This window comes from Bartonella sp. HY406, assembly GCF_025449315.1.
GTDB lineage: Bacteria > Pseudomonadota > Alphaproteobacteria > Rhizobiales > Rhizobiaceae > HY038.
This window is the reverse complement of record NZ_CP104893.1, coordinates 2,140,910-2,166,214: the sequence shown is the minus strand read 5'-3', so window position 1 is coordinate 2,166,214 and position 25,305 is coordinate 2,140,910. Positions and strand designations below refer to the sequence as shown.

Annotated in this window: 24 protein-coding genes and 1 riboswitch; of the genes, 15 read left to right on the top strand and 9 right to left on the bottom strand. The window is 40.6% G+C overall.

The features are described 5' to 3' along the window. Positions 1-140 precede the first annotated feature (140 nt). Both N6B01_RS09205 and N6B01_RS09200 read left to right on the top strand, forming a co-directional pair. Positions 141-1,745 carry an ABC transporter substrate-binding protein gene (locus N6B01_RS09205; protein WP_262078397.1) on the top strand — a complete coding sequence of 535 codons (1,605 nt, stop codon included), beginning with the start codon at positions 141-143 and terminating at the stop codon, positions 1,743-1,745. A gap of 181 nt (positions 1,746-1,926) precedes the next feature. Continuing rightward, positions 1,927-3,528, top strand: coding sequence for an ABC transporter substrate-binding protein (locus N6B01_RS09200; protein WP_262078396.1), 1,602 nt, complete (start codon positions 1,927-1,929; stop codon positions 3,526-3,528). Positions 3,529-3,664: 136 nt separating this feature from the next. Here the strand turns inward: N6B01_RS09200 and N6B01_RS09195 are convergent, their stop codons facing one another. From N6B01_RS09195 to N6B01_RS09185, 3 genes are all read right to left on the bottom strand, one after another. Then, positions 3,665-6,787: a multidrug efflux RND transporter permease subunit gene (locus N6B01_RS09195; protein WP_262078395.1), complete on the bottom strand. Its 3,123-nt coding sequence runs from the start codon at positions 6,785-6,787 to the stop codon at positions 3,665-3,667. A gap of 120 nt (positions 6,788-6,907) precedes the next feature. Continuing rightward, the gene (locus N6B01_RS09190) at positions 6,908-8,041 is read right to left on the bottom strand and encodes an efflux RND transporter periplasmic adaptor subunit (protein WP_262078394.1); all 1,134 of its coding nucleotides are present in this window, start codon (positions 8,039-8,041) and stop codon (positions 6,908-6,910) included. Positions 8,042-8,172: 131 nt separating this feature from the next. Beyond that, complete coding sequence (locus N6B01_RS09185; RefSeq protein WP_262078393.1) at positions 8,173-8,727, bottom strand: TetR/AcrR family transcriptional regulator; 555 nt, start codon at positions 8,725-8,727, stop codon at positions 8,173-8,175. A 367-nt stretch (positions 8,728-9,094) separates the two neighbouring features. On the opposite strand from N6B01_RS09185, the gene N6B01_RS09180 reads away from it, so the two are divergent. The 3 genes from N6B01_RS09180 (at position 9,095) to N6B01_RS09170 (ending at position 11,964) form a co-directional block, all read left to right on the top strand. Then, entirely contained in the window at positions 9,095-10,207 is a 1,113-nt protein-coding gene (locus tag N6B01_RS09180; protein WP_262078392.1) for a PLP-dependent cysteine synthase family protein, read from the top strand. A 92-nt stretch (positions 10,208-10,299) separates the two neighbouring features. Then, positions 10,300-10,731 (top strand): Cu(I)-responsive transcriptional regulator, encoded by a 432-nt coding sequence (cueR, locus tag N6B01_RS09175; protein ID WP_262078391.1) that lies wholly within the window; start codon positions 10,300-10,302, stop codon positions 10,729-10,731. 81 nt (positions 10,732-10,812) lie between these two features. Continuing rightward, positions 10,813-11,964: an alpha-hydroxy acid oxidase gene (locus N6B01_RS09170; protein WP_262080630.1), complete on the top strand. Its 1,152-nt coding sequence runs from the start codon at positions 10,813-10,815 to the stop codon at positions 11,962-11,964. 58 nt (positions 11,965-12,022) lie between these two features. Here the strand turns inward: N6B01_RS09170 and carA are convergent, their stop codons facing one another. Next, entirely contained in the window at positions 12,023-13,219 is a 1,197-nt protein-coding gene (gene carA, locus N6B01_RS09165) for a glutamine-hydrolyzing carbamoyl-phosphate synthase small subunit (RefSeq protein ID WP_262078390.1), read from the bottom strand. 411 nt (positions 13,220-13,630) lie between these two features. Between carA and N6B01_RS09160 the strand changes: the two genes are divergently transcribed. Both N6B01_RS09160 and N6B01_RS09155 read left to right on the top strand, forming a co-directional pair. Then, positions 13,631-14,083: a GatB/YqeY domain-containing protein gene (locus tag N6B01_RS09160; RefSeq protein WP_182417472.1), complete on the top strand. Its 453-nt coding sequence runs from the start codon at positions 13,631-13,633 to the stop codon at positions 14,081-14,083. Positions 14,084-14,460: 377 nt separating this feature from the next. Beyond that, a complete protein-coding gene (locus tag N6B01_RS09155) occupies positions 14,461-15,066 on the top strand; it encodes a glutathione S-transferase family protein (protein WP_182417471.1) in 606 nt (201 codons plus the stop codon). A gap of 218 nt (positions 15,067-15,284) precedes the next feature. Here N6B01_RS09155 and N6B01_RS09150 read toward each other — a convergent pair whose 3' ends face one another. Further along, complete coding sequence (locus N6B01_RS09150) at positions 15,285-15,755, bottom strand: 6,7-dimethyl-8-ribityllumazine synthase (RefSeq protein WP_262078389.1); 471 nt, start codon at positions 15,753-15,755, stop codon at positions 15,285-15,287. A 53-nt stretch (positions 15,756-15,808) separates the two neighbouring features. Continuing rightward, a riboswitch (FMN riboswitch) is annotated at positions 15,809-15,955 on the bottom strand. 296 nt (positions 15,956-16,251) lie between these two features. On the opposite strand from N6B01_RS09150, the gene N6B01_RS09145 reads away from it, so the two are divergent. The 5 genes from N6B01_RS09145 (at position 16,252) to N6B01_RS09125 (ending at position 20,736) form a co-directional block, all read left to right on the top strand. Next, positions 16,252-16,701: a MarR family winged helix-turn-helix transcriptional regulator gene (locus N6B01_RS09145; protein WP_262078388.1), complete on the top strand. Its 450-nt coding sequence runs from the start codon at positions 16,252-16,254 to the stop codon at positions 16,699-16,701. Further along, positions 16,698-18,407 carry an MFS transporter gene (locus tag N6B01_RS09140; protein ID WP_262078387.1) on the top strand — a complete coding sequence of 570 codons (1,710 nt, stop codon included), beginning with the start codon at positions 16,698-16,700 and terminating at the stop codon, positions 18,405-18,407. The genes N6B01_RS09145 and N6B01_RS09140 overlap by 4 nt, the downstream gene beginning before the upstream one ends. An 81-nt stretch (positions 18,408-18,488) precedes the next feature. Further along, positions 18,489-19,616 carry an HlyD family secretion protein gene (locus tag N6B01_RS09135; RefSeq protein ID WP_262078386.1) on the top strand — a complete coding sequence of 376 codons (1,128 nt, stop codon included), beginning with the start codon at positions 18,489-18,491 and terminating at the stop codon, positions 19,614-19,616. Between the two features lie 151 nt (positions 19,617-19,767). Then, a complete protein-coding gene (locus tag N6B01_RS09130) occupies positions 19,768-20,007 on the top strand; it encodes a hypothetical protein (RefSeq protein WP_262078385.1) in 240 nt (79 codons plus the stop codon). Positions 20,008-20,583: 576 nt separating this feature from the next. After that, entirely contained in the window at positions 20,584-20,736 is a 153-nt protein-coding gene (locus N6B01_RS09125) for a hypothetical protein (RefSeq protein ID WP_262078384.1), read from the top strand. Positions 20,737-20,762: 26 nt separating this feature from the next. On the opposite strand, the gene N6B01_RS09120 is transcribed toward N6B01_RS09125, so the two are convergent. Beyond that, positions 20,763-21,383 (bottom strand): hypothetical protein, encoded by a 621-nt coding sequence (locus N6B01_RS09120; protein WP_262078383.1) that lies wholly within the window; start codon positions 21,381-21,383, stop codon positions 20,763-20,765. Positions 21,384-21,481: 98 nt separating this feature from the next. Here N6B01_RS09120 and N6B01_RS09115 point away from each other — a divergent pair, with 98 nt between their 5' ends. Beyond that, on the top strand, positions 21,482-21,703 hold the full coding sequence (locus N6B01_RS09115) for a hypothetical protein (RefSeq protein ID WP_262078382.1): 222 nt from the start codon (positions 21,482-21,484) through the stop codon (positions 21,701-21,703). Between the two features lie 462 nt (positions 21,704-22,165). Here N6B01_RS09115 and N6B01_RS09110 read toward each other — a convergent pair whose 3' ends face one another. Beyond that, complete coding sequence (locus tag N6B01_RS09110; RefSeq protein ID WP_262078381.1) at positions 22,166-22,543, bottom strand: hypothetical protein; 378 nt, start codon at positions 22,541-22,543, stop codon at positions 22,166-22,168. A 276-nt stretch (positions 22,544-22,819) separates the two neighbouring features. Here N6B01_RS09110 and N6B01_RS09105 point away from each other — a divergent pair, with 276 nt between their 5' ends. After that, positions 22,820-23,821, top strand: coding sequence for a hypothetical protein (locus tag N6B01_RS09105; protein WP_262078380.1), 1,002 nt, complete (start codon positions 22,820-22,822; stop codon positions 23,819-23,821). Between the two features lie 304 nt (positions 23,822-24,125). After that, the gene (locus tag N6B01_RS09100; RefSeq protein WP_262078379.1) at positions 24,126-24,257 is read left to right on the top strand and encodes a hypothetical protein; all 132 of its coding nucleotides are present in this window, start codon (positions 24,126-24,128) and stop codon (positions 24,255-24,257) included. 120 nt (positions 24,258-24,377) lie between these two features. Here the strand turns inward: N6B01_RS09100 and N6B01_RS09095 are convergent, their stop codons facing one another. Together N6B01_RS09095 and N6B01_RS09090 are read right to left on the bottom strand one after the other, a co-directional pair. Next, on the bottom strand, positions 24,378-24,557 hold the full coding sequence (locus N6B01_RS09095; RefSeq protein WP_262078378.1) for a hypothetical protein: 180 nt from the start codon (positions 24,555-24,557) through the stop codon (positions 24,378-24,380). Between the two features lie 159 nt (positions 24,558-24,716). After that, positions 24,717-25,205 carry a hypothetical protein gene (locus N6B01_RS09090; RefSeq protein ID WP_262078377.1) on the bottom strand — a complete coding sequence of 163 codons (489 nt, stop codon included), beginning with the start codon at positions 25,203-25,205 and terminating at the stop codon, positions 24,717-24,719. Between the last annotated feature and the right edge of the window lie 100 nt (positions 25,206-25,305).

Here is a 25,305-nt window from a genome sequence, read left to right as displayed (position 1 = left end):
AATGAACGCTTTACAAGTTACCTAAAATTCATTTACCTTAAGATACCTATATATTTACATTGGGTTCCAAGTTTTGGAACCATATAAAATAACGTTAATAAGCCATGTTATTCCCAACTGACCGCGCAGGGAGGTATATTATGAAAATTTTGAAATCTACTTTAATGGCAACGGCTTTAGCTGCATCGGTATTAGCTGGCATTGTCGGTGCTTCAGCTAAAACTCTTGTTTATTGCTCAGAGGCATCGCCTGAAGGCTTTGATCCTTCCGCCTATACATCTGGTACAACATTTGATGCTGCAGGACGTGCATCCTATAGTCGTTTGCTTGAATTTGTGGTTGGCACTAGCAATACTGAGGCTGGTTTGGCTGAAAGCTGGGATATTTCGGATGACGGCTTAACTTATACATTTCATCTGCGTAAAGGTGTAAAGTTCCAAACGACCAAATATTTTACCCCTAGTCGCGATATGAATGCTGACGATGTGGTGTTTTCTTTTGAAAGGCAATGGAAAACAGATAACCCTTGGTTTAGTTATACGCCGGGTATCCTTTGGCAATATTTTGATAGTATGGATATGGGCAAACTTTTAAAATCAGTTGAAAAGGTTGATGATTATACTGTAAAAATTACTTTAACGCGACCTGAAGCACCATTCCTTGCTAATATGGCTATGGATTTTGCGTCGATTGTTTCAAAAGAATATGCCGATAAATTGCAAAAAGATGGTAAGATGGAGCTGATGAACCAGCAACCGGTTGGCACAGGGCCATTTATTTTTGTTGGCTATCAAAAAGATGCGGTTATTCGCTATAAGGCAAACCCTGATTATTATCGTGGTAAACCAGCCGTTGATAATTTAGTTTTTGCGATCACTCTTGATCCATCAGTTCGTATGCAAAAATTAAAAGCTGGTGAATGTCATATTGCATCATATCCCAACCCCAATGATGTTGCTGAATTAAAAGCAGATAAAAATCTCAATGTACAAGAGCAAGCGGGTCTTAACGTTGCTTATCTTGCCTATAATACTGAAGAAGCGCCTTTTGATAAAGCGGAAGTGCGCCGCGCTTTAAACATGGCAGTTAATAAGCAAAGTATTGTTAATGCAGTTTTTGGTGGTGCAGGGCAGGTTGCACAAAATCCAATCCCGCCAACAATGTGGGGGTATAATAAAGCTATTAAACCAGACCAATATAATCCTGATGAAGCCAAAAAAGTGCTTGCAGAAGCCGGGGTAAAAGATCTTTCAATGAAAATCTGGGCGATGCCAGTTTCGCGCCCTTATATGCCTAATGCTCGGCGCGCCGCCGAACTCATTCAGTCAGATTTTGCTCATATTGGTGTAAAAGCTGATATTGTGTCGATGGAATGGGGGGAATATCTAAAAGCGGGCAATGATAAGGGGCGCGATGGTGCCATGATTATGGGCTGGACAGGCGACAATGGCGATCCTGATAATTTCATGGGGGTGCTTAATTCTTGTGTCGGTATTGGTACCAATAATTATGCGCGTTGGTGCAATAAGGAGTTTGAAGATATCATTTTAAAAGCTCGCATCAGTAATAATCATGATGAGCGGATAAAGCTTTATGAAGAAGCACAAGAGGTGTTTAATAGAGAGGCACCATGGCTCGTCATTGCTAATTCTACTGTCTTTATGCCAATGTCCAAAAATGTTAAAAACTATGTTATGGACCCGCTAGGGCTTCATCGTTTTGAAAATGTTGATATTGAAGAATGATATTGGTAATTTAAAATTGTTAAAGCGGGTGATTTTCACCCGCTTTTTTTAATTTAGATACTTCTATCATTCATAAAAATATTCGCTATTTGATGTTTAAACGCAAAAAATTTGCTTGCTGTTTTTGTAATTTTGCAGCGTGATAATCGTTGAGACCGCAGTTTTTGGGAAGGAATGCGCAATGATGATAAATAAACTTATTCGCACCGCTATTATTGCCACAGCTTTTTGTGGGTTAGCCACCACTGTGTCAGCTAAAACCTTGGTTTATTGCTCTGAAGCTTCGCCTGAAGGTTTTGATCCAGCGCTTTATACATCTGGTACAACTTTTGATGCAAGTAGTCGACCAGTTTTTAATAAATTAGTTGATTTTGTTAAAGGCACTAGCAATATCAAATCTGGCCTTGCGGAAAGATGGGACATTTCTGATGACGGATTAACCTATACATTTCATCTAACTAAGGGTGTTAAGTTTCATACAACCAGCTATTTTACCCCAAGCCGTAACTTTAATGCCGATGATGTTATTTTCTCTTTTGAGAGGCAATGGAAGAAGGATAATCCATGGCATAATTATACCCCTGGCGTATCGTGGCAATATTTTGAAAGTATGGAAATGAACACATTGTTCAAATCCATCGACAAAATTGATGATTATACGGTGCGTTTTACTTTAAACAGGCCTGAAGCCCCATTTCTTGCTAATATGGCCATGCCCTTCGCAGTTATTTATTCCAAGGAATATGGTGATAAGCTTGAAAAAGAAGGTAAAATGGAATTGATGAATCAACAACCGGTTGGTACAGGGCCATTTATCTTTGTTGGCTATCAAAAGGATGCTGTTATCCGCTTTAAAGCAAATCCTGACTATTTCCAAGGCAAACAACCTATTGATAATTTGGTATTTGCAATCACTCTTGATCCATCTGTTCGTATGCAAAAGCTTAAGGCAAATGAATGCCAAATTGCCTCTTATCCCAATCCTAATGATTTGCCTGATTTAAAGGCTGATAAAAATCTAATTGTACAAGAACAAGCTGGGCTTAATATTGCCTATCTTGCCTATAATACTGAAGAAGCACCTTTTAATAAAATAGAGGTGCGCCAAGCTTTGAATAAAGCAGTCAATAAGCAAGCTATTGTTGATGCTGTGTTTGGTGGTGCAGGTCAAGTTGCACAAAATCCAATTCCACCAACAATGTGGGGTTTTAACAAAAATATTAGGCCGGATGAATATAATCCCGAAGAAGCAAAAAAGATGCTTGATAAAGCCGGCGTCAAGGATCTTTCAATGAAGATTTGGGCAATGCCAATATCGCGTCCTTATATGCCAAATGGTCGTAGAACTGCTGAGCTTATTCAGGCAGATTATGCTAAGGTTGGTATCAAAAGTGAAATTGTTTCGATGGAATGGGGGGAATACCTAAAGGCGGGCAATGATAAGGGGCGCGATGGTGCTTTTATGATGGGTTGGATCGGTGATAATGGTGACCCTGATAATTTTATGGGAGTATTAAACTCCTGTGCTGGTGTTGGCACTAATAATTATGCGCGTTGGTGTAATAAGGATTTTGATGATCTGATACAACGTGGTCGCACGACTACGGATCATGATGAGCGTGTTAAAATTTATGAAGAAGCGCAAGAACTCTTTAATAAAGAGGCTCCATGGCTAGTTATTGCCAATTCAACCGTATTTATGCCAATGTCCAACAAGGTTAAAAACTATATCATGGATCCTATGGGGTCGCACGCTTTTGACGGTGTTGATATCGAGGAGTAGTTGGAAACAACGTATGATATAAGGATTGTGTTTATTCGCCTGCTGTCATGGTGGTAGATAAGAGTAAGTAGGATATGCTTAATATAAAAGGCCATCAGTTCAACTGATGGCCTTTTATTATTTAAGGTATAAAATATTAAGCGACTTCGTCTTTTTCCTGAACTTGTGGCTTTACTTTAAAGAAGCGCAGGATAATGAGGAAGAAAACTGGCACAAACATAACAGCAAGAACTGTCGCGGTTATCATGCCGCCAAGTACGCCTGTACCAATTGCATTTTGACTGCCCGCGCCAGGACCATTAGCAATTGCAAGGGGTAATACGCCAAGCGAAAATGCCAATGATGTCATCAAAATTGGTCTAAAGCGTAATTTTGCCGCTTCCAGTGCTGCACTAGAAAGAGACATACCCTGACCATAAAGCTCACGCGCAAATTCCACAATCAAAATAGCATTTTTCGCCGATAGCCCAATAATGGTAATAAGACCAATTTTAAAATAAAGGTCATTTGCCATATCACGCATCATCACCGCAAGAACACAGCCAATAATACCAAGTGGCACCACCAACATCACCGATACCGGAATTGACCAACTTTCATAAAGTGCTGCTAACAATAGGAATACAAAGAGAATAGATAGCGCAAATAAAAGGGTAGATTGCGAACCAGATTTAATCTCTTCTGCCGTTTGTCCTGACCATTCAAAACCATAGCCTTCTGGGAGTGCTTTAGCAATACGCTCCATTTCAGCAATTGCATCACCGGTTGAATAACCCGGGGCTGGTGAACCAGTGATACGCATTGATGGATAGGCATTATAACCAATAACCTGCGCAGGTCCTTTTTGCCAATTAACATGAGCAAAGGCTGATAAAGGCACCATTCCGCCATGGGTATTTTTGACGTGAATGCTTAATAACTGGACCGCATCAAGCCGCTTGGTATCCAATGCTTGAACAACAACACGTTGCAGCCTACCTACATTTGGAAAGTCGTTAACATAGGCCGAACCAAGATTGGCTGAAATAGCTGTATTAATATCAGCAAATGTCACACCAAAAGCATTTGCCTTTTCACGATCAATTTCAAGATTGACCTGTGCCGATTCAGGCAATCCTTCGGGGCGCACACCGGCTAGAATTGGACTTTGACTTGCCATGGCAAGCAATTGTCCCGTAGCTGCATTAAGCGACATGTTCTCTGAACCGCCACGATCTTGCAGGCGGAAACTAAAGCCATCAGTTGAACCAAAGCCGTCAATTGCTGGGGGTAGAACTGCAAATATTTGACTAACATCCTTAATTGATGCCAATTGTCCATTCGTCCAGTTAACAATATCTTGGGCTGATTGCCCTTTGCCGCGTTCGCTCCAGTCTTTTAAGGTTACAAAGACGATTGCTGCATTGGCACCTGATCCTGAGAAGCTAAAACCACGTACGCCAATAACATGATCAACGGCATCATTTCCGGCAAAAATTTTATCAATTTGTGATAGAACTTCATTGGTTCGATTGGAGCTAGCTTCTGGTGGTAATAATGCACTGACAATAAGATATCCCTGATCTTCATTTGGGGCAAAGCCTGTTGGCAATTTCATATAAGTATAGCCGAGCCCTAAAAGGATAGCCACATAAATGACCATAACACGACGGCTTTTAGCTAATGCGAAACGCACACCACCTTGATAATGATTGGTCAAACTATTAAAGTTGCGGTTAAACCAACCAAAGAAACCGCGCTTATCGTGATGCCCTTTGGGAACAGGCTTCAAGAATGTTGAACAAAGAGCGGGTGTTAAAGTAAGCGCCAAAAGAGCCGAGAATAAAATAGACACTACCATGGTAAGCGAGAATTGGCGGTAGATTACACCCGTTGCACCTGGGAAAAATGCCATAGGTACAAACACGGCTGAGAGAACAAGTGTAATACCAATAATCGCGCCGGTTATTTGATGCATCGCCTTTTGGGTTGCCTGTTTGGGTGGCAACCCTTCCTCTGCCATGATGCGCTCAACATTTTCAACCACCACAATCGCATCATCAACCAGAATACCAATGGCAAGCACCATAGCAAACATTGTTAGCACATTGATGGAAAATCCTGCCGCTAACATAATGGCACAAGTACCAAGCAAGGCCACCGGAACGACAATGATGGGAATAAGCGTATAGCGGAAATTTTGTAAAAAGAGAAACATCACCAAGAAAACCAAAATGACGGCTTCAATTAAGGTATGAAAAACTTTTTCAATCGATGCGGACACAAAGGGTGTCGTATCGTAAGGGATAAGATAGCTTACGCCTTTGGGAAGAAATGCTCCTAGCTCTGCCATTTTGGCATGAATAAGCTTTGATGTAGCAAGGGCATTACCGGAATTGGATAATTGAATGGCTGCAGCAGCAGATTGCTTGCCATCAAGTGTGGTAGAAAAATTATAGTCTTCTGCGCCAAGCTCTACACGGGCAACATCCGATAGCCGTACGGTTGAGCCATCAGGATTTGCACGTAAAATAATAGATGAGAATTCTTCAGGTGTTGCAAGCTGCCCCTTAACCAACACTGTTGCCGTGAGTTCTTGGGTTAACGGATTGGGATCTGCACCAACACGGCCTGCAGCTACCTGCGCATTTTGCGCACGAATAGCAGCGGTTACATCGTCAACCGATAGATTTAGTCCCACCATACGGTCTGGATCCAGCCAAACGCGCAATGCGCGCTCTGATGCAAATAGTTGTACGCGTCCAACCCCGTCAATACGGCGCAACTCACCAAGGATATTACGGCTCATATAATCGCCAAGGGCCACACTATCATACGAACCATCTGGTGAAATAAGGCTGATAAACATCATAAAGCCGTTGCCAGCTTCTTCAACCTGAATACCTTGATCAACAACTGATCGCGGCAAACGTGACTCAACACCGCGAATTTTGTTTTGCACATCAACCTGTGCCTTGGCGATATCTGAACCTGTATTAAATGTTGCCGTAATTTCAAGGCCACCATTTGAATCCGTGCTTGATTCAAAATAGGCAATATTTTCTACGCCATTTAATTCTTCTTCAATCTGGCGGGTAACACTGGCATAAACTTCCTGCGGTGACGCACCAGGGTAAGACGTCCGGATTGTTAATTGCGGCGGAGCAATTTTTGGATATTGCATTATAGGTAGATAAGGCAATGCAATAATACCAGCCAATGTTATGAATATCGCTATAACAAAGGCAAAAATAGGTCTTTTAATAAAAAACTGGGCCATAATGGTCTCGTTTCATCGGGGGCTTATTTTAAATATTTCACAAACATTATAAATGCGATCTATTATCAGCATTTTATAATGCTGCAGATTTAAATAGGTTTAAACTGCTCATCGACATTGTTATTGGCTAATCGCGACACTAGTGCCGTCTTGAACTTTGGCACCGCCATCGATAATGACCTTATCGCCACTTTTGATACCAGTGCGCACAATCCAATTATTATCAATAGCTTGCCCAAGGGTAATATTACGCAAATGCGCGATATTCATTTCATCAACAACATAGACCTGCGCACCACCGCTATTATCACGAATAATGGCTCGTTGCGGCACAAGAATTGCAGAACTATCAACTGCCTGTTCAATACGCACCCGCACATAAAGGCCAGCTAAAAGCTCGTCCTTTGGGTTTGGAAACTCAGCACGTAAGGTGATTTGACCGGTGGTTGAATCGACTGACGCTTCCGAAAACAACAGGCGGCCTTTTTCACTGTAAGGTGTGCCATCATCAAAAACCAGTTGTACACTTGCTTCCCCTGGGGCTGGGCTTTCAAGATCACCAGCATCTAAGCTGCGCCGAAGTTCACGCACGGCATTGGAAGACTGGGTAAAATCGACATAAACAGGGTCTAGCTGTTGAACCAAAGCAAGGTGATTAGCATCGCTTGGGCTAACCAAAGCGCCTTCCGTTACCAGCGCGCGACCAATGCGGCCGGATATTGGTGCACGCACTTCAGTATAGCCAAGATCCAATTTTGCTGCATCAAGTGATGCTTGTGCTAGGGCTACATCCGCCTCAGCTTGTGCTAAAGCTGCAACCGCATTATCGTAATTGGTTGTCGAGGTAACCTCACGCTCGCGCAATTGCGATTGGCGCTCGGCAAGTTGCTTAGCATTTAATTCAACAGCCTTAGCGCGGGCAAGGGAAGCCTCGGCGCTAGCAACGCGTACGCGAAATGGCATGGGATCAATACGATAAAGCACTTCGCCTTCTTTTACTGTGCTACCTTGGGTAAAAACACGCTCAACAACAATACCAGAAATGCGCGGCCGCACTTCGGCAACTCGTGTTGGTGCAACCCGGCCGGGTAATTCAGTGACAACAGGAACCGATTGCGGGGTGGCAACGACAATGTTAACGGCAGGGGGAGGGGGAGCTTCACCACCTTGTTCTTGCGCGTAAAGCCCATAAGATGATGCGCTTAAAAGCAAAAATGGTAGGATGATTTTGGTTAAAAAAGCTGGGGGACGCATGAGGATATACCTATTACTTTTGGGAGATTAGTAAAGATGATACTTTTACTCAAGTAAATATATGGTAAAAGTGAAATTAAAATTTAAGTTAATTAGTATTTTATAACTTAATCGAATATAATGGAATAAAATCAAATTTCTGCATCTTGACCATTATTTTTTGCTAAATTATCAATATGATCCAGTATTCTTTGACGCTGGTCTTCATTCCAAGGAAAAACACCAAGCATTTCAAGACTGCATAAACCATGCATAGCTAAATAAGCTAGGGAAGCATTGGGTTTATCTAAGTTTTCTATATTGAGATCTTTTATGTCTTTCCAAATATATTGGATAATTTGTTCGCGGATAGCTTGATTGTTTGCCATGCTTGCACAAATAGCAAGACTAACGGCGCGTTCATTATCGCCACAATGTCGCCTAATCACTTCAATGTTAGCCGACATCAGCGACATGCCTTTGGATTGTTCATCGGCGACGATTTGATCATAGCATGAAAAATGCCGTTTGATGAGCGCGCTAATCAAAGCCTCTTTGGATTTATAATCATAAAGCACAGTCGCCTTACTAACCCCAGCCTTATTGGCAACGGCTTCAACCGTTAGCTTAGCAACGCCGCTTTCTATCACAACCGCTTCAACAGCATCTAAGATCTGGTTTTGATCTATACTGCGTTTACGACCCATTCTTTTCGACCTATAAGCTTACATAAATTTTTTTCTATATTGGTGATTTATATATTTCCAACCATTCGTTTATAAAAAATATTTCAATTTGTCAATTCTAGTTTTAAGAGTCGTTTTATCCTTTCAATGGGCGCTTTGAAATAAAAAAGCGATATAAATCAGGCAAAATTGCCTTAAGCGCTGCAAGTCAATTTCATTAAATAGGTAAAATATGATAAAATTAGTAATCTAATAAAATATATAAAAATAGAATTTTATGCTATTTTTTGAAAAAATTTTAAAAATTTACGAATATTAATTGCTTTAATTTTAAAAAATATATTTTATTATGACGAAGTCAGCATAAACAATTATTCGGTAAATAGATATGAACAACCATATGACCTTTCCCTCCCTTGATGCCCCAAGTCTTTGTACACGCCATTGGTTGGTGGAAGCAATTGAATGTCTTGAAGCCGAAGCCAGTCGCTCAGCTGATACTCATTTGCTACGTTTAGATTTGCCACGCTGTAATGGCATTACCCTTTATTTAAAAGATGAATCAAGCCATTCAACCGGTAGCTTGAAACATCGTTTAGCGCGTTCGCTGTTTCTCTATGCTTTATGCAATGGCAAGGTAGGGCCACAAACCACCATTATTGAAGCATCAAGCGGTTCAACCGCTGTATCAGAAGCCTATTTTGCTAAATTGCTAGGTCTGCGATTCATTACCGTTGTGCCGCGCACCACATCGGTTGAAAAGATTGCTGCAATTGAGTTTTATGGCGGGGAAGTTCATTTCATTGATGATCCAAAGAGTGTTTATAAAACAGCTCAAGATCTAGCTGATAGACTAAATGGCTATTATATTGACCAGTTTACTTATGCCGAGCGCGCAACGGATTGGCGTGGCAATAATAATATTGCCAATTCGATTTTCTCGCAATTAAGCCGCGAAAAAAATCCTATTCCTGATTGGATTGTTGCAAGCGCTGGTACAGGTGGTACATCGGCGACCCTTGGCCGCTATATCCGCTATGGTTGTTATTCTACTCGTCTTTGCGTTGCAGATCCTGAAGGTTCGGTGTTTCATAAGCATTATATGGATCGCACTATCCGAGAAATTGACGGTTGTAATTCGGTCATTGAAGGTATTGGCCGCGCAAGGGTAGAGCCGTCATTTTTACCTGATGTTATTGATCGCATGTTTGCAGTACCAGATGAAGCAAGCCTTGCCGCCATGCGCGTTATCAGCAAACTTATTGGTCGTAGTTGTGGTGGTTCCACGGGTACTAATCTTTGGGCGGTTGGAAAAATTGTTTCTGACATGATTAAAAACAATCAAACCGGCAGCATTGTCACCCTGATTTGTGATAGCGGCGAACGTTACCGTTCTACCTATCTTGATGATAATTGGCTCGCCAAAAAGAACCTTGATATTGCTCCCTATGTGGCAGCACTGGAAGCACTATTTATCAATGGGCGAGCTTTTACCAAATAGTATTATCTTAGCAATTATGATTGCATTTTTTAGCAAAATACCTAACTTTACATGGAGCTATTATTTAGCTCCATTTTTTGTGGGAGAATTGTATGAATATAGGAGAAGCAGCCAAGGAAAGCGGCGTTTCTGCCAAGATGATCCGCCATTACGAGAGCATTGGTCTTATTAAGGCAGCCCATCGTAGTGATGCAGGCTACCGCCATTACGCAATGCAGGATCTTGATACTTTACGCTTTATTCGCCGCTCTCGCGATTTAGGCTTTTCGCTTGATCAAATTAACACGCTTTTGTCACTTTGGCGTGAACAATCGCGCAGCTCTGCTGAAGTAAAAAAACTAGCCGCTCAGCACCTTGCAGAACTTGAAGAAAAGATGGCTGCTTTGCGCGAAATGAGCGATAAATTGCGGCTATTGATTAACCAATGTAATGGCAATGATGATCCTGATTGCGCCATTATTGAGACCTTGGCAGGAAGCACCCCAAATAGCCATTGCTGTGCTTCACCTAAGCAATTGGATTAATTATTTTATATTTTGGCTATTTTTTATGTAAACTATGCGATTTTAGGTACAACTTAGACAGTTTTTTATGGAAGGCCGATGATGAAACAATTGCTCGATATTGCTGATTTTAAAAAGGCAGCAAAGCGCCGCGTTCCAAAAATGTTTTTTGATTATGCCGATTCAGGTGCATGGACAGAAAGTACCTATCGCGCCAATGAAGATGATTTTAAACAAATTAAACTGCGCCAAAAAGTTCTCGTTGATATGACAGGTCGCAGTTTGCAAAGTGAAATGATTGGCCAAAAGGTGGCCATGCCGGTTGCCCTCGCGCCAACGGGTCTTTGTGGCATGCAGCATGCCGATGGTGAGATTCTTGCTGCACAAGCGGCTGAAGAATTTGGCGTACCTTTTACCCTATCAACTATGAGTATTTGTTCGATTGAGGATGTGCGATCTTCCACAACAAAACCCTTTTGGTTTCAGCTTTATGTTATGCGCGATCGTGATTTTGTTACCAATTTAATTGACCGCGCTAAAGCTGCCAATTGCAGCGCCTTGGTGCTTACATTAGATTTACAGATATTAGGGCAACGCCATAAGGATTTGCGCAATGGGCTTTCCGCACCACCGCGCTTTACACCAAAACATATCATGCAAATGGCAATGCGCCCGAAATGGTGTTTTGACATGCTTAAAACTCAAAGGCGCACTTTTCGCAATATTGATGGCCATGCTAAAGGCGTCAGTGATTTAAGCTCGTTATCTGCTTGGACGGCAGAACAATTTGACCCCAAATTAAATTGGCAAGATGTGGAATGGATCAAGAATAAATGGGGTGGCCCACTCATTCTAAAAGGCATTCTTGACGCAGACGACGCCCATAAAGCGGCTGAGAGCGGTGCTGACGCTTTAATTGTTTCTAACCACGGTGGCCGCCAGCTTGACGGCGCATCCTCAACAATTAGCATTTTGCCAGAAATTATTAATGCAGTCGGCAGCAAGATTGAAGTGCATTTAGATGGCGGCATCCGCTCTGGGCAAGATGTTCTAAAGGCTTTAGCTTTGGGTGCAAAAGGCACCTATATTGGTAGGCCATTTCTTTATGGGCTAGGTGCAAACGGTAAGCAAGGCGTGCGCCAAGTCTTGGATATTATTGCTAAAGAGCTTGATATCACCATGGCACTTTGCGGCAAACAAAAAGTAACAGATCTTGACGAAAGCGTTATTTATAAACCGCAAATTTCTAGTTAAAAGTGCAAAAACACCCATCAGCATTTAATTATGGTGATGGGTGTTTAAAAATCAAAATTTAAGCTTTATGTTTTTTGACAAGATCCATAAAGCGGTCAAAAAGATAATGGCTATCTTGTGGGCCAGGTGATGCTTCAGGATGGTGCTGCACTGAAAATACTGGTTTTCCAACCAAACTGATGCCGCAATTTGTGCCATCAAAAAGTGAAATATGGGTTTCTTCAACACCTTCAGGCAGGCTTTTTGAATCGACCGCAAAACCATGATTCATTGAAACAATTTCAACCTTATCGGTGGTGAAATCCTTAACCGGATGGTTGGCACCATGGTGGCCTTGATGCATTTTTATGGTTTTGCCGCCCATGGCAAGCGCAAGCATTTGGTGGCCAAGACAGATACCAAAAATTGGAATACCACTATCAACCAAAGTGCGAATAACGGGCACGGAATATGCTGCCGTAGCGGCTGGGTCGCCAGGGCCGTTTGAAAGGAAAATACCATCTGGTTGCATAGCAAGTACATCTTCTGCGCTTGCTGTAGCTGGTACGATTGTCACTTTAGCATCACGCCCTGCAAGCAAACGTAAGATATTTCTTTTAATACCATAATCAATAGCAACAATATGATATTTAGGTTCGGTTTCTTCGCTATAGCCTTCATTCCAAACCCAAGGCGTTTCACTCCACGGCATTGATTGACCGATGGTGACATCTTTTGCAAGATCAAGCCCTTCAAGACCAGACCAGCTTGCAGCGCGCTGCTTTAACGCAGCAATGTCAAATTTACCATCAGGACTATGGGCGATAACGCCATTAGGTGCGCCTTTTTCACGGATAAGAGCGGTGAGGGCGCGAGTATCAATACCGCAAAGAGCAATAACGCCGCGTGATTTTAACCATTGGTCTAGACCTTGCGCAGCACGATAATTAGATGGATCAGTGATATCGGCTTTTAAAACAGCACCAACTGCACCAAAATGATTGGCAGGGGTTAAATCTTCAATATCTTCTTGGTTGGTACCAACATTGCCGATATGGGGAAAAGTGAACGTAACAATTTGTCCAGTATAGGAAGGGTCTGTCAGGATTTCTTCATAACCAGTAAGGGCAGTGTTAAAACATACTTCAGCTTCGATTGCGCCCGTTGCGCCAAGGCCTTTTCCCTCAATCACTGTTCCATCTGCAAGTACCAATACGGCAGTTGATATTGACTTTTCCCATGGAGTGGCTGCTAAAGTGCTGATATTTTGGGTCATTATCGGTCTCTTTCTATATTCCGTGGGCAAAGATACTAAGGGCACGGATACTAAAAATAGTGCCATTATCATGCTAAGTTATTTATATTTGCGCATGTCAAAAGGGCGGATGCGGTCATCCACCTTAAAATATAATATCATGTCTGGCTAAGATTGGTATTATATCGGTTAATTTCAAAAAATAAAGTGAAGATTACGTCTTTTGCCCATTCTTTTAATCTTTACCCACTTTTTTAGGACTAATTAGATTTAAATAGCAATGATTTGCTGTCATTGCCTATAATAAATGGTTTTCCCTTGAATTGCATAAATTTCACATCAAATATGCTATGTGTTTATATTATGGCTTCAAACTTGCTGTGAAACTGTTATAGAAGTCGCTATATTGAATTTAAAGCGGAGATTAGGCTGATGTTGCGTGAAGATATTGCTGTTGCACTTAAAAAAGCAATGATCGAAAAGGACAAAGTGCGTCTATCGACCTTGCGCTTGGTAAATGCTGCCATACAAGATCTTGATATTGCAAGACGTGGCGATGGTAAACCTGCCGCCGAAGATAGTGATGTGCAGGCCTTGCTTGCTAAAATGATTAAACAGCGTGACGAATCGGCAAAGCTTTATGATCAAGGTAGCCGTCCAGAGCTTGCAGAGATTGAGCGTAATGAAATTGCCATTATCCGTGAATTTTTACCCCGTCAGCTTGACAGTGCAGAAATGCAAGCAGCTATCAAAACGGCAATTGCTGCAACGGGCGCTGAAAGCTTGCGTGATATGGGTAAGGTAATGGCGCAATTAAAAGAGCAATATATGGGGCAAATGGATTTTTCAGCCGCAAGCGCGATTATTAAAGAGCAATTGCAATAGTAGTTTAGTTTTTGAGGCTAGAGCTTGCTTTTCTGACATTAAAAGAAGCTACCTATCTATTTAAAAATGTGGTACCTGCTGGGGAAGATACAGCAGGTACCGTCTCGCTGTTCATTTTTATTTCCAATGTTTATAGTGTATTTAAAAAATACTGATAATAATGTAACTATAGTGGCTCATCCATTTTTACAGGGGCAAAGATAAAAAAAACAAAATTCTTTGACCGCGTGGTAAACTGCAACCCAAATTAATCCCCAACTTTTTCACCATTTGATTTTTAATATCGTTTTTCGTTGCCCACTCAACACTGCTGACAAAAACTGACACAAGTGATGGATATAGACATTTCATAACGACCAAAAAAGAGGAAAGTTGAAATGACAAATATCCAATTTTATACCCATCCCCAATCACGCGGTTGTACTGTACGTTGGTTTTTGGAAGAGCTTGGCATTGCCTATGATGCTCATATTTTAGATTATGGCACAACTATGAAAGAACAATCCTATCTTGATATTAATCCTATGGGGAAAGTTCCAGCTATTGTCCATAATGGTAAAGTTGTAACCGAAACATCGGCAATTTGTCTTTATCTTGCTGATGCCTTTTTTGACAAGGGCTTAGCGCCAGCTTTGAGCGATCGTGCCGATTATTATCGTTGGAGCTTTTTTATTGCCGGTCCGTTTGAGGCAGCCTTTATTGATGGCTTTCGCAAATTGGAGATAAAACCAGAAGAGCGGATCATGCTTGGTTATGGTACAATTGAAGAAATGATGACAATTCTTGCCAATCACCTTAAAAATCGTGAATTTGTTGCAGGTGATAAATTTACTGCTGCAGATTGTCTTGTCGGTGCTTTTTGCGCTTTTGCCATTTTTAAGGGTGGCTTAGAAAATGAGATATTGAAGGATTATTGTCTACGCCTTAGCGAACGCCCAGCCTATAAACGGGCAAGGGCGATTGATGAAGCCTTGGTTAAATAAGCGTTTTAAATAGCTATATAAATACTATATGATAGAACCATTATAGCCAAAATTCGCTAGCCTTTCAGTTTATTTGTTATTTTTGTTTTAAAATAACGTTGTATTTAGAAAGGCTGGCAATTGTTTTGTGATTTAGCCTCTTAAGGCACAATATGTCTATTACGCTAGAGCACGGTAATATTATACTTAAAACAGACGCGCTCTAGCATTTTTTTGCATTATGCAGGAATTTTCTTATTGGTTTGATGTAACGTAATTAAAGCATCGGCAGCTTCTTGTCCTTTTTGGGTGAAATGGTCAAAGAAGATTTTTTCATGAAAGGCCGTTTCGTGAAACTGGTGAGGTGTTAAAACAACACTAAAGACGGGAACATTTTCATCAAGTTGGACGCGCATCAAGCCATCAATAACGGCGCTTGCTACAAAGTCATGTCGGTAAATACCACCGTCAACCACAAAACCTGATGCTACAATTGCATGATATTGCCCTGTGCGAGCGAGCTTTTGGGCAAGTAACGGTATTTCAAAAGCACCGGGTACATCAAATTTTTCAATCTGGTTTAATTCTGGCGCGTTTTCAGCGATGCGGCTTGCAAACCCCTTATAGGCTTCATCAACAATATTAGCGTGCCAACGAGCCGCAATAAAGGCGATTTTTAAAGCTTTTTGTGTTTCATTACTCTGATTCATAGGACAACTCCAATTGAAACAGGGCAAACAGCAGCAGCTACTACTGCGGCCACTGCGATTCTCTTCCATCCGGACTATACCGTCGGCTCTGGCATCTCACCAGATCTGCTGACCTTTTGTTTTGAAAACAAAAGCGCTCGCGGGCTCAGGTTTTACCCCATACCGCCGGTGGGGAATTACACCCCGCCCTGAGAAACATGCATTATTGCAAAATTGTTTTAAGCAAAATTGTCACAGCTTGTCTATTAAAACCGTTTCAAAATAACATAATTGTCATAGGGTGGTCGTTTACTCAAATAGAATAAAATTACAGAGGTTAAATAAATGCAGCCAAGCAGATTTGCAGACGTCCTAAGCGCTAAGGAATATAAAATTTAGTAATCGCTAAATTATGGTAAGGTCACTCTTATGTGAGGAGCATGTTTGATTATTGAAAATAGCAAAGGATAAATATATAAGCACGGTAATAGTTAGCCTCCTACATGAATATAGCAATATGACAACTACACCTGAAAAACAGGCTGAATTCATTGATTTGCTTTTGAAAGTCAGCCGAAAAATCCCTGTTCTTTTTGATAGTTATGCCCGAACTCGTGGTTTAACTCTTGCGCGCGCCCGCACTTTGCTTGCTTTGAGTCGAAGCGATGGTGTTTATCAAAAGGAGCTTGCTGAAAAGTTAGACATTGAAAATGCTAGTATGGTGCGATTAATCGATGCGTTAGAAGAGCAAGGATTGGTCGCAAGAGCGGTTGCGCAAGGTAATCGGCGTGCAAATACTATTCATTTAACTGTTGGTGGTAAGGCAATTGTTGAGGAGTTGGAAAGCCATAGTGCAGCTTTACGCAATGAATTGTTGTTTGGCATCATGCCAGACAAACTGGATGAGGGGATTGAAATTTTAAAACATATGGCAGCCCATATTGGCGAAAAGCGGTGTATGCCATGAGTGGTGAGGCTAAAACAGCAAATAATGAAGCGAAAGCTGTGAATGTCCCACCTGTTCCCCAAGATCAGCCTATGCCTCCCTATAAGGTTGGCAAGATATTTGCTTTTGCTTGGCCGCGCTCGCTGCTTTATATTTTTGCCGCAACCATTCTTTCATGGGCGCAAGGCTTTGGCATGAATGTTATTCAGGCTAATATTCCACAATTACAAGGCTATTTTCATACAACACCGATTGAAACCGCTTGGCTTATGGGCGCCTATATGGCACCTAATGTTAGCTTTGCGATATTATTGATTAAAATTCGGACCCAATATGGTTTGCGCAATTTTGCCGAATTATCGATTATTTGCTTAGTTCTCGTGTCAGTGATGCAATTATTTGTATCAGACTTTAATAGCGCGTTGATTGTTCGCTTTTTTGGCGGCGTTGCTGCAGCTCCCATGTCGTCTATTGCGTTCATGTATATGATTGAAGCTTTTGCGCCTGCTAAAAAACAAACTATTGGTCTAAGCCTCAATCTGTTAAATGTATCACTGAACATGCCGTTGTCGCGTATTGTTTCACCATTTTTGATGGATAATGGCGGTTTACATGGGCTTTATATGCTGGAAATAAGCCTTGCACTTATTGGTGTTGGTCTTATCTTTTATTTACCCTTAACGCCAATGCCTCGCGCCAAAGTTTTAGAAAAGCTAGATGTCGTAAGCTATTCTTTTTTCGCTTTAGGGCTTGGTATTAATGCAGCAATTATGCCGGTTGGTCGGCTTTATTGGTGGCGTGAAGCACCATGGATGGGTTGGTGTTTGTTTTTTGCAGGTATATTCATCGTTATTGGGGCAATTATCGAACTTAACCGTAAAAATCCACTTATTGATCTGCGTTGGTTATTTTCGCGCGATATGTTGCATTTAGCGATTATTTTATTGATTTTTCGTGTCTTGCTTTCCGAGCAATCAACTATAGCAGCCAATTTCTTTAATCTGTTTGGTTTGTTGAATCGGGAGCTTGTACCGCTTTATTTGCATGTCATCGCTGGTACTATTGTTGGCGGTTTGTTATGCGCATTTTTCCTAAAGCCAGGGCGTGAAGACATTTTCCACATCGCTGCGCTCATTCTTCTGGCCTATGGCTCATGGCTTGATAGCCATGCAACTAACCTAACACGACCAGAGGAAATGTATTGGAGCCAAGCAATGATCGGCATGGGGGCTGGCTTATTTTTGCCGCCATCAATGTATAAGGGCTTGGCATCGGCTCTTGCCCGTGGACCCAAATATATTTTGAGCTTTATTGCAGTATTTTTATTTACGCAAAGTACGGGCGGTTTAATGAGTTCGGCATTTTTTGGTAGTTTGCAAATTATGTTTGAAAAATATCATTCCAATATGATCAATCAGCAAATTATTTTGAGTAATCCTATGGTGGCTGGGCGTGTACAACAATTATCTGCGCCTTATGCGCAAGTTTTAACCGACCCAACATTGTTAAATGCAGAAGGCTTGGCAACCCTTGCCAAACAAGCCACATTAGAAGCGAATATTTTGGCTTATAATGATGTTTTTCGCATTTATTCATGCATTGCACTGGCTTTATTGGCATTTTTACTTTGCCGGATCGTCTGGAATAATGTTTCACGGCGGTTGGCTGAAAAGCGAGAACAGCAAAAGATTGAAAAAAATGGTGAACTACAAGTTCCCACAAATTAACAAACGGCTTTTAATCTGTGCAGAATAAAGGCTTAATTTATAAAATATCGAAAGACGATAGGCAAAATTAGAGATTGAAATATGATTACCTTTCTTAGATCAAAAGCATCGATCGTTGCAATTGTTGCCGGTGTCGCAGGCGGCCTCGGGATTCTTTATGCTTGGCAATTGCCGCCTTTTGCGTCTGCGGTGCAAACCACGGATAATGCTTATGTGCGTGGTTTTGTAACCGTTTTAAGTCCGCAAGTGACAGGCAATATTGCTGAAGTTGCAGTTAAGGATTATGAAAAAGTTGCTCAAGGGCAACTGCTAATCCGTATTGATGACCGCATTTATAAACAAAAATTAGAGCAGGCAGAGGCAAGTTTAGCATCAAAAAAGGCAGCCCTTGCCAATTCTTTCCAACAAGAAAAATCGGCTAATGCCAAAATTTTATCGGCTGAGGCGCAAATTGCAAGTGCGAAAGCTGGTCTTCATAAGGCAGAGTTAAATTGGCAACGTATTGAGCCTTTGACACAGCGCGGTGTTTCTACCCAAAGTGATGCAGATAGCGCGCGTGCAGCACTTGACCAAGCAACTGCCGCCAAGGAGCAGGCAGATGCAGGGCTTGACGTTGCAAAACAAGATTTGCAAACCATTATTGTTGCCCGCAAAGGGCTTGAAGCTGATGTTAATGGCGCTGAAGCCGCAGTGGCGCTAGCGCAGATCGACCTTGACCACACCAATATTTACTCGCCACGCAATGGCCGCGTTGGCGAGGTTGGGGCAAAGCTTGGCCAATATGTTGCTATTGGTACGCAATTATTGGCGGTTGTACCAGATGATGTTTGGGTGGTTGCTAATTATAAGGAAACTCAACTTGCTAATATGAAGGTGGGACAACCGGCAAGTTTTACCGTTGATGCTTTGAATAATATGGAAATGAAAGGTGTTGTCACACGTTTTTCACCGGCTGCTGGTTCTGAATTTTCAGTTTTAAAACCAGATAATGCAACGGGTAATTTCACCAAAGTCGCACAGCGCATTCCTGTGCGTATCGAAATTGATCCAGACCAAAAGGGTATTGACCGTTTAGCGCCCGGCATGTCGGTTATGGTGCATGTTGATACATCAAAGCCGGGAAAGGAACAAATTACTAATTTTAACGGTGATTTAAGCCATATTCCTGCCGAGTTACCGGAAAACTCCACCACACCGGAAGCTAAATAGGTTAGACTTTATGTTATTACTTGTTCATTTCAAATTTGGTAATGAACAAGTAATTTATATTGTCGTAAATTGCTATGGCTAGGTGCGTATAAATTCGGCATATCTAAATTGAAAAATGGTGAATGTGTGTTAAAATTTTTAAAGTGCCAGAGTGGATACTGAAGCGGCCAACGCTTGCAATCTGGATTTACCTGACATAATGCTTCTTGTCGTTGGTTTTTGTTTAGCTGTCACCTTAATTGTCACACCTGTCTATTTACGTGTTATGGTTGTTGCTGCGACAGGAGTATTCGCTGCAACTTGGTCTATACCTGTAATCATTGTTGCCTATGCAGCTTTTGCCTTGGTGCTTGAAGATGTTTTAACTTGCCTTAACGTTCAACCATTTTAATTGGTGATCTTGCGGCAAAATATCCATTAGTTGCTAGGGTTATGAAGCTTGTTGGTGATGTCTAGAAATTTCTAAAAATATTGCCAAGCAGTTACGGAACTCTTAAAATCTGTTTGGGCGGCGGTTGTTTCCGCCTGGAACGGTAATCTTGATCGCTTGACCGATATTATTAATACTATTACATAAAAAGGGTAAAGCTAACTAATATGACCCCGCAATGGAAGAGGGAAAGTCTTGATTGGGGCGGCGATGAGGAATCGCGCGAACAATGGTTGGCAAATGATGTTATTCAACAACGTATAAACCAAGCACAATAAAGTACCAGCAGTATTGAATTGCACCAACTAAAGAATGAACCACTAGGCGTATTGGAGTTTCAACCAATAACCAAGGTTAAACAATTACCTATGATCATTCACTTCCAAAGTACCGTGTTCAGCGTGTTGATAATGATGTTGTGCCGGACTTAAACCCCGTTGCACCAAGCATAGGGCAACTAGTCCAAATCAAATCAAGGCACGAGTTACAACGACAATCCCTGCTAATTTAGCGCAAAAATCGGAAGTTAAAAAAGATGTGAATGTAAGTGTTGTCGCGGCTAACATTATCATTAATAATACAATGGACACAGAGGCCGCAGCCAATGATGCGGCGATAAAGGTAAGTGGTGTGCTATATTGTGAAATTAACAAGGCTATTGCAAATAGTGCAGATGACGTAGCGCGTTGAAGTGCTATTTGCCTGATAAAGTTAGTTTAGATTTGAAAACCGCTTTTTAGTGTAAATCCAATTAATAATAAAAATAATATAAAAGAAATAGAAATACCAAAAAATCTACAGCAAGCGGACATTCTAATATCACGATCAGTTAGCGAGAGTAAAATTATATAAATTATCAGGTTAAATAAAATAACTGAGAATGGAATAAATAATAAATATGCATTGAGTTTGGCTTTATCTCCGCTAAAAAATGAGAAGGTTATTGTGATAAAAACCACAGCATAAAAGTAACCCATAATAGGAGATATAAAATCTTGTTTTTCTTTTAAGAATGAAATAGATTTTTTTAGGTTACATAGTTTAAATAAAATTATCCACCAGTATGCTGAACCCGCTATACAAATATTTATATAAAGAGTTTTGGCATCAAAAATAAATTCTATGTATTTATACCAAAGAGTGTTTCGTTCTAGATGTAGCATATCAAAATTTGTTGGATTTAATGGGCAAAAATACTCCCATACCCACCCCGAAAGTAATGCAAAACCTGCTGTGGCTATAAATATCAAGGCAAAAATTATAAACTTTCCGTTTAGAATAAGAAGCTTAAAAACCGCATCACAATAATCTTCTTTTTTTAATTTGTTGTCGTTCATTAATCAACTTTCTGTTTTTAATTACTTTGCAATAACCTTGTTGTCATCGCAGCAAAGGCAGGGTTAAATTTAAAATGGAATAAATACGTGCGGGGTCTGTGCGTTTTTGGATTTTGATACCATCTTCAAATATTTCTACATCGGCTATTGGTGGCCAATTGATGCCTCGCTTTGGTTATTTCCTTCAAAGGCAAGTGGAGCGGTTGGCACAATTAGCCGGCCATATGCTGTTACTATTCTTTTCTGGGGCAATTGCACCGCTGCTACTAGGGGCACGAAAACCTTTAAAAATCGAAATCGAGGTTCCACGGCTTTTATGATTGTCCGTGCTTTATAGTTCGATACGGCTAATCTATTTTACAAGCCTAAAAGCTTCTCGCCATATAGAAATCAATCATTGTTCCTAGCAGCTAGAATGCCTGCGAAGCTTTTAAAATCAAAATCTTCTAATTCCGTAAAAATTGCTTGCTTGGTTTATGAAAGTTGCTGTGTTGCAATCCCATCTACTTGTTAAGCCTTACGAGGTTTTATAAATGCGGAATATATTGCAATTGATGGGATAGCAAAACAAATAAGCCAATAATTTACACTGGCGGATGGGGTCATCAAAAATAAAAATTGATAATGCCAATAAAGCAAATGGATAATCCACAACGGCTAAAACTATTGTTGCAAGTTTTTTTTATTGCTGCTCTCATAGCTTTGTAAACTTTAGTACAGATGCTGGACTTGGCAAAGTTGCGTAAAACATTGATGAAAGGGGCTTAATGCTTTTTTTTAAATTATTTTAATGTTCCATTTACACATTTTGAAGCAATAGTCTTCGTATAATCTCTAACTGCTTTTTGTTTTCCTTCTTTAGTTTTAGCTATTGGGTGTGAATAGGCACCAGACATAATCGTTCTTAGATTTTTCCTTGCTTCTTCACTTACTTTGGTTCTACTCACTCCCTCAAGCAGATTATTTAAGGGCTCGCCCATTTGTCTTTGGCTCATGGACGAGGATGCTACTTTAACATATTGCTCACACTTAGCTTTGTTAATTTGACGCGTTCTTTCGGCTTTATCTGCACTGAAATTGTTGGATTGCGCATTTGCAAATGATGATAAAATTAGCGGTTGGGTGATTAGCAATAAACTTAACAATAAAATTCTAAACATTTCTGGCCCTCTTTAATATTTCAAAGCAATGATGCAAATAAGAAATGCACAAAACAAAATAAAAATAAAGGGGCTTTAATTCCATTTTTTATTAAAACATCTAGAAACCTTTTCAATAGTAATTGAATTTCAAGCACAGATTTTGAGAATGTAGTGCGTAATTAAAGCCTGCCGTAATTATCAAAATAACAAATTAACAAAATGAGTGTAGATTACGAATGATATTTGCGACAAGGCCGTATAAGATCATCTGATCATAAATTGAGTGAGGCTCTAATGAAGTTTGTTTTTAATTCAATCGCTTTGGTATTGTTGTTCTTTTGGGGAGGACTGATGCAAGCCTCGGCCACGCAGTGGAAAAATGAGCGCACCGGTAAGACGGTAGATCTATTGGAAGGCCAGAGCTTGTTAGAAATTTTACCGGGGCAATCATACTATCTTTTGAAAGGGACCACCTATCAGCAAGTAGCAACAGTAACAGTAAGGCGTTTTGCAATTGATAACATTAAAGAGTTTCAAAAACAGCTTACAGAAGATAGATCGCGCAGTGTAAAAAATTTCAAAATCATAGAGGATTGGACTGGGTTCAAAATTGATGGGAATGAAGCCTATCGGATGGTGTCCATTGAGGATTTTTTTGTTTCTGAACACAAAATAACAGAAACCCTTCTCTTAGCACAACAAGATCGTTACTGTTTGATCAATCGCCAACTCGAAGTAAGCCCTAATCAAGAGCCAACCGAAATTTTAAACAATGCTGAGTCGAAGGAACTGGCTCCACTATTTGATAAGATGCTATTGAGTTGTGTCAGTGATGCCCCTGCCATCGCATTTCCCATTCATGGTGAGTGGAAAAATAAATTAACAGGTAAAACTGTAACGTTGCCTTCTGATTGGGAGGGTATTGAAATAAAGCATCCAGAGACTGGAGAATTGATCGAGAGTGATCAAGGCACAGCGGTCTCGTATAATAACGGCATGTGGGAGTCAATAATTTTTATGGCTTTTAATGAAACTCTCAAGCTAGCAAGAGATGAAATGGTTGCACAATATTTAAGTAGGATTTACGATATTAAGAAAACAAAGCAAACAATCGCCGGACAACAAATTGAGATTGTGAAAGGTTGTCTAAAAAATAACATTAGTTGTTATGAAATTTCGCAATTAAACATAGGAAAAAACTTTGCATTTTTTGTGGTTTCGTATCTGAAGGATAAAGAGCCGTCAAAAAGCCGTGAAAAGATACTGAATGCTTTAGTGAAAAGCATGGTGCCTTAATGGCAAGCATTAGTGCTGAAGAACAGATGCTTTGCGGTCACAAGCCTTTTACAAAAAATTGAGTGTTGTCGCAAATATTTTTAATCATTTATGTTATTAAAAAGCATTATCAGTAGCCCTGCTTTTGGGCGGGGCTTTTTTATAGAAGCGATATACCAAGAGATTTATTGAATGGCTTTCTAGGTAATTGAACAATCGTCTTATGGCACACTGTCGGAGGCACAAAAGGCTCACCAAATTCAAAATTTATTTAGTCTGCGATCAAGGCGGCAAGCCAATATGTCTATTATTGTGGGAAGGACAAATGGGTGACTATAAAGGCGCGGTTCTTCTGTTACCAGTTCTGCTTGATGTGCAGAAACTCATTGTTGACAGAGGTATTGACACAGACTGGTTAAGGCAAGCGTTGTTTGATCTTTCCTTCCCTAATTTGTAGAACCACAACCATATGCTTTGACAAAACAATTCACGAATTACCTCAAAAGATTGAAAACTTGTTTGCAAAACTTAAACGTTGGCGGCGTATCGCAACAAGATGTGCCCAACGAAAGTTGGCTCATACTTTCTTCTCAGCAATATGCATCGATGCAGCTAAACTATTTGCGGCAGAAAGTGCCGTCTTTTCACTTGATTTGGTAATGGTGGTGGCAACATTTTGCGTTGTATTGGTTAAACTCCGCATGGAATTATCCAAACGCTCAACTACAATACGCACCGGCGATACAGCTTCAACCAATAGATTGCCTGTTGTCGATGATAAATTATATAGAGAAAAAAACACTTTATAATAAAAAAGCAATGAGAAACAGTAAGGCCACAATACCTGGCGCATAATCCATTTTTACCAAGCTTGCCATGGTTAAAATTGCATGGACGACTGGTAAACCAATAGCGCTTAAAAAATCACTGTTTTTAATAAACCAACATTTGATCCTACTTCTGATAATGCGAAGGCATAATTTGGGGCGCGTTGATAAGCGGTTTCGGCTACTATGTCTTGTTTGGCCACATGGAATTTAACGCCGTTTTGCAAATATTGTCTTGTTTCACGCACAGCTACTTTGCTTTCAGTAACTTTGTTGAGCACCAATATGATGCGATCAAGATCAATGCCCTTTTCGACAAGTTCATTGGCAAAGATGAGTTGCGGTTCAAGGTCGTCAATTGGTAAACCAGTTGGCACAAAAATCAAATTAGATAGCTTGGTAATTTCAAGACTTGGGTGATCTGAAACCGGCTTTCCATCGGCAACAACAAGATCCACCATTTTACGTCTCATCATTGTTGGCATATTATAAGCTTGGCCAAAAATAACGGGTTGATGACCTTTTTCTTCGCTTAGCTTATATCCATATAAAAAGCGTCGTTGTAGGTATCTTATCATAAAACAATTTTTGAATAAAAAATGAATTTTATTTCAAGAATGCTTTTTGATAAAATGAATTGGCAGAAAACCGCCCACTTCTTATAAAAAAGTTGGGATT

What these genes read in the sequence shown, in the direction of transcription:
- N6B01_RS09205 (WP_262078397.1), top strand. Translation starts at nt 141, where the DNA reads ATGAAAATTTTGAAATCTACTTTAATGGCAACGGCTTTAGCTGCATCG.
- N6B01_RS09200 (WP_262078396.1), top strand. Translation starts at nt 1,927, where the DNA reads ATGATGATAAATAAACTTATTCGCACCGCTATTATTGCCACAGCTTTT.
- N6B01_RS09195 (WP_262078395.1), bottom strand. Translation starts at nt 6,787, where the DNA reads ATGGCCCAGTTTTTTATTAAAAGACCTATTTTTGCCTTTGTTATAGCG.
- N6B01_RS09190 (WP_262078394.1), bottom strand. Translation starts at nt 8,041, where the DNA reads ATGCGTCCCCCAGCTTTTTTAACCAAAATCATCCTACCATTTTTGCTT.
- N6B01_RS09185 (WP_262078393.1), bottom strand. Translation starts at nt 8,727, where the DNA reads ATGGGTCGTAAACGCAGTATAGATCAAAACCAGATCTTAGATGCTGTT.
- N6B01_RS09180 (WP_262078392.1), top strand. Translation starts at nt 9,095, where the DNA reads ATGAACAACCATATGACCTTTCCCTCCCTTGATGCCCCAAGTCTTTGT.
- cueR (WP_262078391.1), top strand. Translation starts at nt 10,300, where the DNA reads ATGAATATAGGAGAAGCAGCCAAGGAAAGCGGCGTTTCTGCCAAGATG.
- N6B01_RS09170 (WP_262080630.1), top strand. Translation starts at nt 10,813, where the DNA reads ATGAAACAATTGCTCGATATTGCTGATTTTAAAAAGGCAGCAAAGCGC.
- carA (WP_262078390.1), bottom strand. Translation starts at nt 13,219, where the DNA reads ATGACCCAAAATATCAGCACTTTAGCAGCCACTCCATGGGAAAAGTCA.
- N6B01_RS09160 (WP_182417472.1), top strand. Translation starts at nt 13,631, where the DNA reads ATGTTGCGTGAAGATATTGCTGTTGCACTTAAAAAAGCAATGATCGAA.
- N6B01_RS09155 (WP_182417471.1), top strand. Translation starts at nt 14,461, where the DNA reads ATGACAAATATCCAATTTTATACCCATCCCCAATCACGCGGTTGTACT.
- N6B01_RS09150 (WP_262078389.1), bottom strand. Translation starts at nt 15,755, where the DNA reads ATGAATCAGAGTAATGAAACACAAAAAGCTTTAAAAATCGCCTTTATT.
- N6B01_RS09145 (WP_262078388.1), top strand. Translation starts at nt 16,252, where the DNA reads ATGACAACTACACCTGAAAAACAGGCTGAATTCATTGATTTGCTTTTG.
- N6B01_RS09140 (WP_262078387.1), top strand. Translation starts at nt 16,698, where the DNA reads ATGAGTGGTGAGGCTAAAACAGCAAATAATGAAGCGAAAGCTGTGAAT.
- N6B01_RS09135 (WP_262078386.1), top strand. Translation starts at nt 18,489, where the DNA reads ATGATTACCTTTCTTAGATCAAAAGCATCGATCGTTGCAATTGTTGCC.
- N6B01_RS09120 (WP_262078383.1), bottom strand. Translation starts at nt 21,383, where the DNA reads ATGAACGACAACAAATTAAAAAAAGAAGATTATTGTGATGCGGTTTTT.
- N6B01_RS09110 (WP_262078381.1), bottom strand. Translation starts at nt 22,543, where the DNA reads ATGTTTAGAATTTTATTGTTAAGTTTATTGCTAATCACCCAACCGCTA.
- N6B01_RS09105 (WP_262078380.1), top strand. Translation starts at nt 22,820, where the DNA reads ATGAAGTTTGTTTTTAATTCAATCGCTTTGGTATTGTTGTTCTTTTGG.
- N6B01_RS09100 (WP_262078379.1), top strand. Translation starts at nt 24,126, where the DNA reads ATGGGTGACTATAAAGGCGCGGTTCTTCTGTTACCAGTTCTGCTTGAT.
- N6B01_RS09090 (WP_262078377.1), bottom strand. Translation starts at nt 25,205, where the DNA reads ATGATAAGATACCTACAACGACGCTTTTTATATGGATATAAGCTAAGC.